14 protein-coding genes and 1 pseudogene are annotated in these 12,482 nt (G+C 66.5%); 14 read left to right on the top strand and 1 reads right to left on the bottom strand.

The features are described 5' to 3' along the window. Positions 1 to 67 precede the first annotated feature (67 nt). Genes V5F77_RS10650 through V5F77_RS10660 form a run of 3 tightly spaced genes read left to right on the top strand, consistent with a single transcriptional unit; the run spans position 68 to position 813 of the window. Positions 68 to 259, top strand: coding sequence for a hypothetical protein (locus V5F77_RS10650; RefSeq protein ID WP_429005328.1), 192 nt, complete (start codon positions 68 to 70; stop codon positions 257 to 259). 57 nt (positions 260 to 316) lie between these two features. Then, entirely contained in the window at positions 317 to 583 is a 267-nt protein-coding gene (locus V5F77_RS10655) for an alpha/beta fold hydrolase (RefSeq protein WP_429005329.1), read from the top strand. Further along, a complete protein-coding gene (locus V5F77_RS10660) occupies positions 523 to 813 on the top strand; it encodes a MaoC family dehydratase (RefSeq protein WP_429005330.1) in 291 nt (96 codons plus the stop codon). The genes V5F77_RS10655 and V5F77_RS10660 overlap by 61 nt, the downstream gene beginning before the upstream one ends. Before the next feature lie 255 nt (positions 814 to 1,068). Here V5F77_RS10660 and V5F77_RS10665 read toward each other — a convergent pair whose 3' ends face one another. Beyond that, entirely contained in the window at positions 1,069 to 1,305 is a 237-nt protein-coding gene (locus V5F77_RS10665) for an SIP domain-containing protein (protein WP_429005331.1), read from the bottom strand. Between the two features lie 108 nt (positions 1,306 to 1,413). Here V5F77_RS10665 and V5F77_RS10670 point away from each other — a divergent pair. The 11 genes and pseudogenes from V5F77_RS10670 to V5F77_RS10720 form a co-directional block, all read left to right on the top strand. After that, a pseudogene (locus V5F77_RS10670) lies at positions 1,414 to 1,614 on the top strand (transposase); the annotation flags it as partial. A 547-nt stretch (positions 1,615 to 2,161) separates the two neighbouring features. Next, positions 2,162 to 2,938 (top strand): GntR family transcriptional regulator, encoded by a 777-nt coding sequence (locus tag V5F77_RS10675; RefSeq protein ID WP_429005332.1) that lies wholly within the window; start codon positions 2,162 to 2,164, stop codon positions 2,936 to 2,938. Next, positions 2,935 to 3,681 (top strand): ABC transporter ATP-binding protein, encoded by a 747-nt coding sequence (locus V5F77_RS10680; RefSeq protein ID WP_429005333.1) that lies wholly within the window; start codon positions 2,935 to 2,937, stop codon positions 3,679 to 3,681. Before V5F77_RS10675 ends, V5F77_RS10680 begins: the two co-directional genes overlap by 4 nt. Before the next feature lie 14 nt (positions 3,682 to 3,695). Then, positions 3,696 to 4,508, top strand: a complete 813-nt coding sequence (locus V5F77_RS10685) for an ABC transporter permease (RefSeq protein WP_429005334.1) — start codon at positions 3,696 to 3,698, stop codon at positions 4,506 to 4,508. A gap of 48 nt (positions 4,509 to 4,556) precedes the next feature. Continuing rightward, on the top strand, positions 4,557 to 5,534 hold the full coding sequence (locus V5F77_RS10690) for an ABC transporter substrate-binding protein (RefSeq protein WP_429005335.1): 978 nt from the start codon (positions 4,557 to 4,559) through the stop codon (positions 5,532 to 5,534). Positions 5,535 to 5,604: 70 nt separating this feature from the next. Continuing rightward, entirely contained in the window at positions 5,605 to 6,621 is a 1,017-nt protein-coding gene (locus V5F77_RS10695; protein ID WP_429005336.1) for a quinone oxidoreductase family protein, read from the top strand. Positions 6,622 to 6,631: 10 nt separating this feature from the next. Beyond that, positions 6,632 to 7,081, top strand: coding sequence for a PaaI family thioesterase (locus tag V5F77_RS10700; protein ID WP_429005337.1), 450 nt, complete (start codon positions 6,632 to 6,634; stop codon positions 7,079 to 7,081). A 10-nt stretch (positions 7,082 to 7,091) separates the two neighbouring features. Further along, positions 7,092 to 7,874 carry a VOC family protein gene (locus V5F77_RS10705; protein WP_429005338.1) on the top strand — a complete coding sequence of 261 codons (783 nt, stop codon included), beginning with the start codon at positions 7,092 to 7,094 and terminating at the stop codon, positions 7,872 to 7,874. Continuing rightward, positions 7,871 to 9,391 (top strand): class I adenylate-forming enzyme family protein, encoded by a 1,521-nt coding sequence (locus V5F77_RS10710; protein WP_429005339.1) that lies wholly within the window; start codon positions 7,871 to 7,873, stop codon positions 9,389 to 9,391. Before V5F77_RS10705 ends, V5F77_RS10710 begins: the two co-directional genes overlap by 4 nt. Further along, entirely contained in the window at positions 9,388 to 10,482 is a 1,095-nt protein-coding gene (locus V5F77_RS10715; protein ID WP_429005340.1) for a PLP-dependent cysteine synthase family protein, read from the top strand. Before V5F77_RS10710 ends, V5F77_RS10715 begins: the two co-directional genes overlap by 4 nt. A gap of 23 nt (positions 10,483 to 10,505) precedes the next feature. Next, positions 10,506 to 12,131 carry a gamma-glutamyltransferase family protein gene (locus tag V5F77_RS10720; RefSeq protein WP_429005459.1) on the top strand — a complete coding sequence of 542 codons (1,626 nt, stop codon included), beginning with the start codon at positions 10,506 to 10,508 and terminating at the stop codon, positions 12,129 to 12,131. Positions 12,132 to 12,482 lie beyond the last annotated feature (351 nt).

Genomic DNA, 12,482 nt, shown 5'->3' on the forward strand with positions numbered 1-12,482 from the left:
GGCTTACATTCCGCAACGTCAACTATCACGGTCCGTCAATTTGTATTTCAGGCCCACGCTGCCCTTCTTGCGCGAGAGCAGCGGCGACGTCATGTTTCTCGGCGCCGGCGGGCCGTTGCTGATCGGGCCGGAGGGCGAGAGATGGAACAGGGCGATGCTGGTCCGCCAGAGCAGCGTCGCCGCCGCCTTCCTCGCCTTCGCGAGCCACGGCGCCTATATGGCGGGCCTCGGCCATCGAGCCGCGGCCCTGGAGGACTAGCGCCTGCTTCCCTCGTCGAATTGCAGCTCCCGGCGTAACCCCGGAAAGAGCACGCCCATGAACATCGCGAAAGCCAATAGCATCGATCTGGCCTGGGATCATTTCGGCCGCGAGGCCGATCCGCCGATCCTGCTGATCGCCGGATTGGGCGTTCAGATGATCCGCTGGGCCGACCCGTTCTGCGAAGACCTGGCGGCGCGCGGCTTTCGCGTGATCCGTTTCGATCCGAGGAGCTGTTTACCAACGCCGCACACCGCGACGGGATGGCGCTGCCCTCGGCCGTCGTGCCGGGCTCGCTGGTCTATGCCTTCGCCGAAGGGCTGATGCTCCCCATGATGCAGGACACCGGACTCGCCTTCCTGGAGGCGGACGTGAAGGTGAAGGGGCCGACCGTGGTGGGCGACACCATCACCGTCTATTGCAAAGTGGTGGAGGCGCGCCTCACCTCTCGCGGCGACCGCGGCCTCGTGCGCACCTTCAATTGCGTGCGCCGCGCCGACGGCAAGGACGTGCTCACCTACAATCCCCTGCGCATGATCAAGGTGCGCGGCTGACCCGAGCCTCGCGCCCAAGGGGCCCGCGCCAAGGCGGTGGAGCGGGCGGCCAGCGCGCGGACAATGTCCGCGAGAGAATAGTCGGCCGGTCCAACTGCCAGATCGAGCATCATGGAGCCGAGGAGCGCCGCTCCGAGCAGCAGGAGCGCCGCCTGCTTGCGCAGCGTGCGCCGTCGATAGACGGCCGCAAGGTCGAGAGCGACGGAAGCCGGGGCTTGCAGGGGAGGCCGTCATCGACGCCATGCGAGGGCGAGTTCATACGGCCACCGCGTCGCCGCCGATGGCGATGATGTCCTCCTCGCTCATCCCACGGCGCCAATGGGAGAAGGCGACGACCTGGGACGCCGGCAGCTTCACCTCGTCCCGCAGGAATCGCCGTAGGGCGCGGAAGTCGTGAAATTCGCAGCCCACCCAGACGAAGAGGTCCCGGTGGTGGGTGCTCCAGTCCAGCGCCCGGACGGCGGCGTAGAGCGGCGGCGGCTCACCGGCCAAAGCCGGTGAGCCGACATCAAGGGCCTGATCCTGCTTCTGAAGCGGCGCATCGAAAAGGCCGACGCTCGGATCGTCGAGATCATTCGGTCATCGCCCGAATTAGCTGAAATAGACCGCGCGCTCCAATCGGTACCCGGTGTCGGCGCAATCGTATCCGCAACCTTGATGGCCGAGCTGCCAGAAATCGGTAAGACCGATCGGCGTAAAATTGTCTCTCTTGCGGGCCTCCCCCCAATCGCCCGAGACAGTGGCCAACGGCAAGCCAAGCGGGTTATCGGTGGTGGAAGGGCCCTCCGTCAGGACAGCCTTGTACCGTGCTGCGCTGCACGCACTACTCGACGATGTTTCGAGCCTTCCGCCAAAAGCTTCAAGAGGCAGGAAACCGTGAAGGCCGCACTCACCGCGACGGCGAGGAAGCTGCTCACCGTGCTCAACCGCATGATCGCGGATGGCAACTGCTTCGGCGCCGCCTGAATACAGTTGCCGGCAAACTCAGGGCGGTTCAGTCGGGGCTTGACCGATTGCGAGCGGATTCCCGGAAGCCTGCGCCGGTTCAGAATTCCGAGGCCACCGGCTGCCGACGAAGGCTTCCGATCTGGAGCCGAGCCGGGGCAGACTCGTAGGCGGTAGGATGGACTGCATCGGCATCAGGGACTCCCAGATGGTCGCCTTGAGCGTGCCGCTTCCGCTGGCACATTGCGGTGAGATGCTCACCATTCCGCCTATGTTTTGGCGCGCCATTGGATAAGCTATTGATTTTTAATGCATCTATATTCCATGCGATGCCACTTCTTTCGCCTTGAGGGGCTTACAATGAACTTCTAGGCTTCTCACAGTTGATGTGAGGAGAGGTCAGGTGACCGAAGAACGTGCACCCGCCCAGGCATCCAGCACCTGCTCGGTGCTGGAAGTTCCCAATTCCACGTTGAAGGGGAACCAAGCCTACGAGAGTCTTCGCCGGGAGATCGTCTCCTGCCGCATTCTGCCTGGCACGCGCTTCACCGAGGCCGAGCTGATGGAGCGCCTCGAAATCGGCAAGGCGAGCTGCCGCATCGCCCTCCAGCGCCTAATCCAGGACGGCGTCGTCGCCTCCATGCCGCGCCATGGCTACCGGGTCACGCCCATCACAGTGAAGGACGTGGAGGAGGTGTTCGCGCTTCGCCTCGTGCTGGAGCCGGTGGCGGCGCGCGGCGCGGCGGGCCGGGTCAACCGCGCCCATCTGGAGCGGCTGGAGCAGGCCTGCCGGGTGAAGCTGACTACCGATGTGGGAAACCAGATCGACTTCTTCCTGGAAGCCAACCGCTCCTTCCACATGGCGATCGCCGAGGCGGCGGGCAACCAGCGCCTGTGCCGCACGCTCTCCGGCCTCCTGGACGAGATGACCCGCCTCGTGGCGCTCGGCTTCGGGGTGCAGGGCATCCGGCCCAACATCGACAGCGACCACAAGCTTCTGATCGAGCATCTGGTCGCCGGCCATGCCGACGCGGCGGCGGAAGTGGCTCGGCGCCATGTGGAAACCTTCCGCGACATGACCATGGAGAAGGTGGTGGCGAGCCTGCGGGATTCCGCGGCGCTGCTGCCCGTGGGTCAAGCAACGGGTCTGCTCTTGCCGGCCGCCGGGGGTGATCGGTGAGCGTCGTCAGGCTCGAAGGCATCGGCAAGAGCTTCATGCGGCGCGATGGGGAGCAGCTTGAAGTGCTGCGCAACATCGACCTGGAGGTTCCCGAGCGCTCCATCGTCGCCCTCGTGGGCGCCTCCGGCTGCGGCAAGAGCACCCTGCTCAACATCATTGCTGGCCTGGTCCAGCCGGACCAGGGCAAGGTGCTGCTCAATGACGTGCCATCGCGGGACTTCCGCGACTGGCGGACCATGGCCTACATGTTCCAGGAAGACCGCCTCTTCCCCTGGCGCACCACCGCGCAGAATGTCGGGCTCGGCCTTGAAGCTTTCGGCGTACCCCGTGCGGAGCGGCGCGAGCGGGTGCGCAAAGTGCTGGAGCTGGTCGGGCTCGAGAAGTTCGCCGAGTCCTATCCCCACGAACTCTCCGGCGGCATGCGCTCGCGCGCCGCGCTCGGCCGCAGCCTCGTGACCGAGCCGGTGATCCTGCTCATGGACGAGCCCTTCTCCAAGCTCGACCCCTCCATCCGCTCCCAGATGCATGACGAAGTCCTGCGGATCGCCGCCCTCAAGGGCATGAGCGTGATCTTCGTCACCCATGACGTGGAGGAAGCGGTGGTGCTCGCCGACAAGATCGTGGTGCTGCACCCCCGCCCCGGCCGCGTCCGGGAGACCCGCACAGTCGCCTTGCCCTATCCGCGCAATCCGCTGTCTCCGGAAGTGGCGGAAGACGTGCGGCTCCTGCGGCTCAGCCTTTGAACGGAGCGCGCCTCATGACCCTTGCCCTCTCCGCCGCCCGGCGCACCACCCAGCAGGTCCGTCAGGAGCGCCGGCTGCGACTGATCATCCTACGGTTCATCCTTGTCGCCGGCTTCCTGCTGCTGTGGCAGGTGGCCTCCCTCGGCACCCCGGCCTTCATCCTGCCGAGCCCGGCGCGGGTGTTGCGCGCCTGGACCACGCTGGTGGAGACGCCGAGCTTCTGGACCGATTTCGGCATCACCTTCTGGCGCATCATCGTCGGCTTTTCTATCGCCGCCGTGGTGGGCGCGGTGCTCGGCATCGTGCTGGGCGCCAGCCGGGTGCTCGGAGAGCTGTTCGAGCCCGTTCTAGTCATCATCAACACGGTGTCCTCCTCCATCTGGGCGATCTTCGCCCTGATCTGGTTCGGACTATCCAACTGGACCACCATCTTCGTGGTGTTCATGACCGCCATGCCCCTGATCCTGACCAATGTCTGGCAGGGCACGCGCACGGTGAACCGCGAATATGTGGAACTGGCGCAGACCTTCCGCATGTCGAAGGCGAAAGTCCTCACCAAGATCTACTTGCCCACCATCCTGCCGCTGTTCTTCGCCGGGGCGCGGCTCGCCTTCGGCTTCGGGGCGCGGGTTTCGATCGTGGCGGAGACGCTGGGGGCGTCCAGCGGCATCGGCTACCGGCTGCGGCAGGCCGCGGATCTGGTCCAGACCGATCAGGTCTTCGCCTGGACCCTCACCCTCGTCGCCTTGATGATCGCACTTGAATCCATCGTCCTAAAGCCTCTTGAAAGGCATCTGTTCTCTTGGAGGGAACGTCAGTCCATCTGAGTTCTACATTTTTAAAGCAACACTGGCGTTACAACCGGAGTCTGATCTATGAAGAAATTTCATATCCTCGCAACTGCGATCGCTTTTACGTTGTCCATGGGGTCGGCAGAAGCCGCGAAGGTGCGCATCGGCTACTGGAGTTCCGGCGTGAGCCTCGGCTTCGGCTCGTTCCTTGAAGCCGGAAAATTCATGGAGAAGCAGGGCCTGGAGGTGGAGTACGTCAAGTTTCCGGACGTGAACGCCCCCACCAAGGCCATGGCCGCTGGCGCCATCGACTTTGCCATCGGCGCTAGCGCCGGCAGCGCGCTGTCCGTCGCCTCCGACGGCCTGCCCGTGAGCATCGTGCTCGCGACCCAGGTGGCTGATCTGGACTTCGTGGTGCTGGCGGAGTCGCCGGTGACGAAGATGGAGGACCTGAAGGGCAAGAAGATTGGCATGTCGCCTGCCGGCAGCGCCACGGCGGCGATCACCTCCGCGATCCTCATCAAGAATTACGGCATGGCCGCCTCCGACTTCCAGGCGGTGCCGGGCAACGATTCCCGCCTCGCCCAGTTCCTCGCCCAGAAGGAGATCGATGCGGCGGCGCTGCGCACCGTCACCATCGCGCTCCTGCCCGAACTGAAGATGAGGAAGATCGGCACGTTCCGCGAGGAGTGGAAGAAGATCACCGGCAAGGATGCCCCGCCGGTGCTCGGGGTCGGCCTCATGCGCGATGCCTGGATGAAGGAGAATCCCGGCGCCCCGGCCAAGGTGATCGCCGGCATGCGCAACGCCTTCCAGGCGGGCAAGGCTGACAAGGACGGGGTGGCCAAGGCGCTGATGGCGGCCGGCAACATCCCGGAGGCGGACGCCAAGGCCTATGCGGCCCTCTGGGACGGCATCTACACCGTCTCCATGGAGCCAGCCGACATCGCTTCGCTGAAGGCGGAGTTCGAGGTGTTCAAGAGCGTCGGCGCGGTGAAGGGCACCTTGCCCGACGCCGCCCTCAACGCCGCCCCCTACGAGGCTTCCAAAGCCATCAAGTGACCCATCGCGCGCGTCACCAAACCCTCGGGTCGCCGCAGGCGGCCCGCATAACCAGCAAGAGAGATCAGGAATGTCTAGGACCATGAAGGCCCTGCTGCTGCGGCAGCACGGCGAGGTGAACGACCTCGAGGTGGTGAACGATTATCCCGTTCCCGCCCCCAAGCCGGGCGAAGTGCTGATCCGCGTCGGCGCCTCCTCGTTCAATTATCACGACGTATTCACCGTGAAGGGCATGCCCGGCATCAAGGTGCCGCTGCCCGTCATCATCGGCCTCGACATGGCCGGCGAGATCGTCGAACTGGGCGAAGGCGTCTCCGGCTGGAGCGTCGGCGACCGGGTGCTTGTGAACCCGCTCAATCCGGGCAAGGGCCTGATGGGCGAGATGCTCGACGGCGGCATGGCGGAATATTGCGCCGTCACCGCCGGCCAGCTTATCAAGATGCCGGGCGACGTGAGCTTCGTGGACGCGGCGGCGCTCCCCGTGGCCTATGGCACGGCCCACCGCATGCTGGTGACCCACAAGACGGTGAAGGCGGGCGACAAAGTGCTCATCCTCGGCGCCTCGGGGGGCGTCGGCACCGGCTGCGTGATGCTCGCGAAGGAAATGGGCTGCGAGGTGATCGCCTGCGCCGGCTCGGACGACAAGATGGCGCGGCTCAAGGAGCTCGGTGCCGACCACGTGGTCAACTATCGCACCACGGACTTCTCCAGATGGGCCAACGAGAAGTATGGCAAGCCGCAGCGCCGCACCTATGAGGGCGGGGTGGATGTGGTCATCAATTTCACCGGCGGCGACACCTGGGCCCCATCGCTCAAATGCGTAAAGCGCGGCGGATCGATCCTGGTATGCGGCGCCACCGCCGGCCACGATCCCAAGGAAGACCTGCGCTACATCTGGAGCTTCGAGCTGAAGGTGATCGGCTCCAACAGCTTCTACCATGAAGATCTGTCCGCGCTCATGGACATGATCCAGGCGGGACGCCTGAAGCCGGTGGTGGACAAGGTACTGCCCCTTGAAGAGGCCGCCGAGGGCCTGCGCATGATCCGTGACCGTGAGGTCATGGGCAAGATCGTCGTCACCCCCTGAGAGGCGCACCATGTCTGAAGTTTCCAAATCCGAAGCGCCCAAATCCGAAGCGCTGATGACCAAGGAACAGGTGGAAGCCCTGCTCCTGAAAGGCCCGTTTCACCAGTGGCTCGGCCTCACGGTCGAGGACGTGGGCGAAGGCACCATCCGCCTGCGCGCCAAATGGCGCTCGGAATGGGTGGTAAATGCCGACCGCGGCTATACCCATGGCGGCATCCTCGCGACGCTGGTGGACCTCACGGCCGACTGGGCGCTGGTGTCGAAGACCGGACGGGGCGTGCCCACCGTGGACCTGCGGGTGGACTACCACCGCGCCGCGATGCAGCACGACCTGATCTGCGTGGGCAAGGTCATCAAGTTCGGCGGCCAGCTCAGCGTGTCCGAAGCGCAGGTGCTGGATGAGGAGGGCCGTCTGCTGGCCAGCGGGCGGGGGGTCTACATGATCCCGCCCAAGGCCTGAGGAGCAAGCCGTGGCCGAACTCGACCATGTGGTGATCAACGCCCTCACGCAGATGGACGCGGCTGCGGACCTCTTCGCGGCGCTGGGCTTTCAGCTCACGCCGCGAGGCCACCATTCGCTCGGCTCCATCAACCATCTGATGATGACCGAAGGCGCCTATCTGGAACTGGTGGGCGTGCCCGAGACCGGGCTCCAGCGGCAGGAGGTGCTGGACAGCCCGCGCGGGCTCAACGGGCTGGTGCTGAAGACCGGGGATGCGGATGCCACCACCGCCACGCTCGCGGCGGCGGGCTTTTCGCCGCAAGGGCCGGTGGCCTTCTCCCGCCCCGTCACCCTGGACGGGCACGCGCAGGAGGCGCGGTTCCGCACCGTGCGGTTCCCGCCCGATACCTTCCCCGGTGGGCGGGTCTATTTCTGCCAGCATCTCACGCCCGACCTGGTGTGGCGGCCGGAATGGCTGGTCCATCCCAACGGCTTTTGCGGCATCGATCTGTTCCGGGTGGAGAGCCCGGAGCCCGAGGCGCAGGCCGCGCTGTTCGCCCGCGCCTGCGGCGCGCCGGCGGAGCGCAGCGGCGCGGACTGGCGGGTACCACTCACCGCGGCGGAGATCCTCGTTGCGCCGGGGTCTGCGGCGCGCTTCGCCACGGCGCGGCTCCTGTTCTCGGGCCTCGACGAGATCGCGCGGCGCGCCAGCGCACACGCCGAAGCCACTTGGGACCGGCTGGGTTCAGCGGAGGGGAGCCTCTCCATCCCCCGCCTGAATATCACCTTGATCTGTCGGAGCAGACGATGAGCATTCCCTGCAATCTCGGCGATTTCGTCAGCCGGACCGGGGCGGCCGAGCGCCCCCTCATCATCGGTCTCGAATTCGACGGTTCCACCCGCGTAATGACCCGTGGCGCGTTCGACGCCTTGGCTGACGCCTTCGCGCGCGGCCTGCTGAAGCGTGGCATCCGGCGCGGCGAGCGCATTGCCATCCTCGCAGCCAACCGGCCGGAGTATGTGGCCGTGTTCATGGGCGCCATGCGCGCGGGCATCGTGCCCGTACCGGTCAATTTCAAGTTCCCCGCCACCACCATCGCGCAGGTGATCGAGGATTGCGGCGCGCGGCTCGTGCTGCATGACGCGGAGCGCCTCGCGGCCCTTGCCGGCCGGGCGCCGGGCGTGGCTCGAGTTTCGTTCGACGGCGAGGGCGAGGCAAGCCTGGCTGCCTGGCTCGATCCCGGCCCGTTCGTGCCGCGGACGCCGGAGCCAGGCGAGACCGCCCTCAGCCTCTACACTTCCGGCTCCACAGGGCGATCGAAAGGCGTGCTCCTCTCCCATGCCTCGCACCTCTGGGTGGCGAAGACCCGCATGGAGGAGACCGACCTCTCCGGCGAGCGCATTCTCATCGCCGCGCCGCTCTACCACATGAATGCACTGGCCCTCGCCATCCTCGTCTGCGCCAGCGGGGCGACAGCGGTCATGCTGCCGCAGTTCAGGGCGGTGCCTTATATCGAGGCCATCAGCACCCATGGCTGCACCTTCCTGACTGCCGTTCCGCCGATGATCGCCATGATGCTGCGGGAGAAGGAGACACTGGCGCGGGCCGACTTGTCCGGAGTGCGCATGTTGCGCATGGGCTCGGCGCCGGTGAACGAGTCCCTCGCCGATCAGATCCGCACGCTGCTGCCCAACGCGCGCATCATCAACGCCTACGGCACCACAGAGGGCGGCCCCATCGTGTTCGGCGGCCATCCCGATGGGCGCCCGGCCCCCATGGGCTCGGTCGGCTATCCGCACCCGCAAGTGGCGGTGCGGCTGATGCATGGCGAGACGCCAGACACCGGCGTGCTGGAAATGAAGAGCCCCGCCATCATGCTCGGCTATCACAACCGGCCCGACGTAAGCTCCCCCATCACGCCCGACGGCTATTACAGCACCGGCGACGTTTTCCGGCGGAACGCGGACGGCTTCCACTTTTTCGTCGGCCGCGCCGACGACATGTTCGTGAGCGGCGGCGAGAACATCTTCCCCGGCGAGGTGGAGACGGTGCTGGAGAGCCATCCAGATGTGCTTCAGGCCTGCGTGGTGCCGGTGGAGGACGAAATCAAGGGGCAGAAGCCAGTGGCCTTCGTGGTGCGCCGGCCGGGAGCAAGCCTCGATGAGGCAGCACTCAAGACCTATGTGCTGGCCAACGCCCCGGCCTACCAGCATCCGCGCCGGGTGTGGTTCCTGGACCAGATGCTGCTGGCCTCCACCAACAAGATCGATCGCGCCACCCTGCGCCAGCGCGCAGAGGCCGAATTCAAGACGGTGACCTCATCATGAACGCCCTGCCGACCATGGACGCCCGCCCGATGACCATTGAGGACCGCGCCTGGGTGGATGAGGCGGTGGGGCGCATCGAGGCGGATATCAACCGCTCGGCCGACACCCATCTCATCCGCCTGCCCCTGCCAGGCGCCCCCGGCATCACGCTCTATCTGAAGGATGAATCTAGCCATCCCACGGGCAGCCTGAAGCACCGTCTGGCCCGCTCGCTCTTCCTCTATGCGCTGTGCAACGGGTGGGTCGGTCCGCGCACCACCATCATCGAGTCATCCTCGGGCTCCACGGCCATCTCGGAAGCCTATTTCGCGCGCCTGCTGGGCCTTCGTTTCATTGCCGTGATGCCCCGCACCACGTCGACCGAAAAGGTGGCCGCCATCGCCTTCGAGGGCGGCGAGCCCCATCTCATCGATGGCTGGGACACATCCGGCGAGGCGCGCCGGCTCGCCGCCACGCTGGGCGGTCATTATATGGACCAGTTCACCTTCGCCGAGCGGGCGACCGACTGGCGCGGCAACAACAACATCGCGGAATCCATCTTCGACCAGATGGCGCGCGAGCCCCATCCGGTGCCGCGCTGGATCGTCTGCGGCGCCGGAACCGGCGGCACGGCGGCGACCCTCGGCCGCTTCGTGCGCTACCGCAAGCTTGCCACCCGCATCTGCCTCGCGGACCCCGAGGCGTCCGTGTTCCACCGCCATCACGCCGACCGCTCGGTGCGGCAGGTGGCGGCCTGCACGAGCGTGATCGAGGGCATCGGCCGCACGCAGGTGGAACCGTCCTTCATCCCCGATCTGGTGGACCGGACGGTGGTGGTGCCCGACGCCGCCAGCATCAGCGCCGCGCGCAAGGTGAGCGCCCTCATCGGACGGTCCTGCGGCGGGTCCACCGGCACAAACATCATCGCCTGCCTCGCCCTCATCGGCGAAATGGCGGCGCGCGGGCAGGATGGCTCCATCGTCACGTTGCTCTGCGATTCCGGAGAACGCTACCGCTCCACGCTCTATGACGACGCGTGGCTCGCCACGCAGGGCTTCGACCTTTCTCAACACAGTGCGCGGCTCGACGCGGTCTTTGGATCGCGCCCGTGAGCCGCCGGATTGGGGCACAGATCATGCCGTCCGCCTTCGATTGGGACATCGGCTATCCCTCCCGCCGCCTGCCGGTGTTCGGCAACAATGTGGTGTCGACCTCCCATCCCCTTGCAGCGCAGGCAGGCCTGAAGATGCTCTGGAAGGGCGGCAATGCGGTGGATGCCGCGGTCGCCGCCGCCGCCGCCATGACCATTGTGGAGCCCTGCTCCAACGGCCTCGGGTCGGACGCCTTCTGTATCCTGTGGGACGGCGAGCAATTGCATGGCCTCAATGCCTCCGGCTGTGCCCCGCGGGCCTGGACGGCCGATTATTTCCGCGCGAAATACGGCGCCGATGCCCACACGCCCCCCATGCGCGGCTGGGACAGCGTGACCATTCCCGGCGCGGTAGCGAGCTGGGTGGCGCTCTCGGAGCGGTTCGGCCGCCTGCCGTTCGCCGACCTGCTGGAACCCGCCATCGAAGTGGCAGAGCGCGGCTATCTCGTCTCCACCAACGTGCAGCACAAATGGACCGCCGCTGCGAACCTGCCCCAGTTGGCGCGTCAGCCGGGCTTTGCCGGGACGTTCCTGCCAAAGGGGCGCGCGCCCCATGTGGGCGAGCACTTCCGCTTCGCAGCCGCCGCACGCGCCTTGCGCCTTATCGCGGAAACCAAGGGCCGCGCCTTCTATGAGGGCGAGATCGCGCAGGCGCTGGCCGCTCACGCCCGCGCCCATGGCGGCGCGCTGACGGTTGAGGATCTCGCCGGCTACCGTCCGCAATGGGTCGAGCCGGTGGCGAAGGACTATCGCGGCTCCACCGTCCACGAGATCCCGCCCAACGGGCAGGGCATCGCCGCGCTCATCGCGCTGGGCATACTCTCGCACTTCGACCTTGCCGGCCTCGGCGCCGACAGCGTCGCGGCGCAGCACCTCCAGATCGAGGCCATGAAACTCGCCTTCGCCGACGTGTATCGCTATGTGGCGGACCCTGCGGCCATGGAGCTTTCGCCCGCCGACATGCTGGACGATGGCTATCTTGCCACCCGTGCCAAGCTCATCGACCCCGCCCGCGCCACCCCCTTTGCGCCCGGAAATCCGGTGAAGGGCGGCACCATCTACCTCACGGCCGCGGACGCCTCGGGCATGATGGTGAGCTTCATCCAGAGCAATTACATGGGCTTCGGCTCCGGCGTGGTGCTTCCGGATTATGGCATTTCCCTGCAGAACCGGGGCTTCGGCTTCAGCCTCGACGCGCGAGAGCCCAATGGCGTGGCGCCCGGCAAGCGGCCATTCCACACCATCATTCCCGGCTTCCTCACCCGCGACGGTGCGCCCGTCATGAGTTTTGGCGTGATGGGCGGCAACATGCAGCCGCAGGGGCATGTGCAGACCCTCGTGCGCATGCTGGACTTCGGCCAGAATCCGCAGGCCGCATGTGATGCCCCGCGTTGGCGCTTTGAGCAGGGCCTGACCATCAATGTGGAGGCTGGCGCCGACCCGTCCCTCGTCGATGGCCTGTCCGCCCTCGGGCACGACGTGGCGCCGCTGACGGACAGCTACATGGACTTCGGCGCCGGCCAGTTCATCTGGCGCATGGGCGATCCCTCGCTGGAAGGCTACGCCGCCGCGAGCGACCCGCGCCGCGACGGTCAGGCCGTGGTGGGCTGACGCTGCGAGGAGCGCATCCATTTCGCCAGAACGGGGGCCGGCTGGACACCCGCCCTGGGAATCCGGGCAGCCCATGTGTTGTGAAAGGGTTGGGGTTGCGGCGGGTGAAGGCATCCAACACCCGTTCGATCCGCCCCCGTAGCCGGGAGGCGGTCTCGCGCGCTCAGCGCGGCGTTGCGCACCGTGAACGGGTCTGCGCCCTCGGCAACGATCCGCCACGCCTCGGATTCTCTCTCCGCCAGTTTGCGGGCTCGCGAGCGGGCGCTTGAAGCTCTCGGCCAATGGATCGAATGCGCTCCATCCGAGCCCGGTCCTCCTCCGGACTGGGCGATCCCGGCCGATCCCGAGCTG

The organism is Roseixanthobacter psychrophilus, from assembly GCF_043195195.1.
Classification (GTDB): domain Bacteria; phylum Pseudomonadota; class Alphaproteobacteria; order Rhizobiales; family Xanthobacteraceae; genus NCEH01.

Bases quoted from the DNA above. Each gene is read 5' to 3' on its own strand.
- V5F77_RS10685 (WP_429005334.1), top strand. From the start codon at position 3,696: ATGACCCTTGCCCTCTCCGCCGCCCGGCGCACCACCCAGCAGGTCCGT.
- V5F77_RS10715 (WP_429005340.1), top strand. From the start codon at position 9,388: ATGAACGCCCTGCCGACCATGGACGCCCGCCCGATGACCATTGAGGAC.
- V5F77_RS10690 (WP_429005335.1), top strand. From the start codon at position 4,557: ATGAAGAAATTTCATATCCTCGCAACTGCGATCGCTTTTACGTTGTCC.
- V5F77_RS10710 (WP_429005339.1), top strand. From the start codon at position 7,871: ATGAGCATTCCCTGCAATCTCGGCGATTTCGTCAGCCGGACCGGGGCG.
- V5F77_RS10660 (WP_429005330.1), top strand. From the start codon at position 523: ATGGCGCTGCCCTCGGCCGTCGTGCCGGGCTCGCTGGTCTATGCCTTC.
- V5F77_RS10700 (WP_429005337.1), top strand. From the start codon at position 6,632: ATGTCTGAAGTTTCCAAATCCGAAGCGCCCAAATCCGAAGCGCTGATG.
- V5F77_RS10655 (WP_429005329.1), top strand. From the start codon at position 317: ATGAACATCGCGAAAGCCAATAGCATCGATCTGGCCTGGGATCATTTC.
- V5F77_RS10720 (WP_429005459.1), top strand. From the start codon at position 10,506: ATGCCGTCCGCCTTCGATTGGGACATCGGCTATCCCTCCCGCCGCCTG.
- V5F77_RS10695 (WP_429005336.1), top strand. From the start codon at position 5,605: ATGTCTAGGACCATGAAGGCCCTGCTGCTGCGGCAGCACGGCGAGGTG.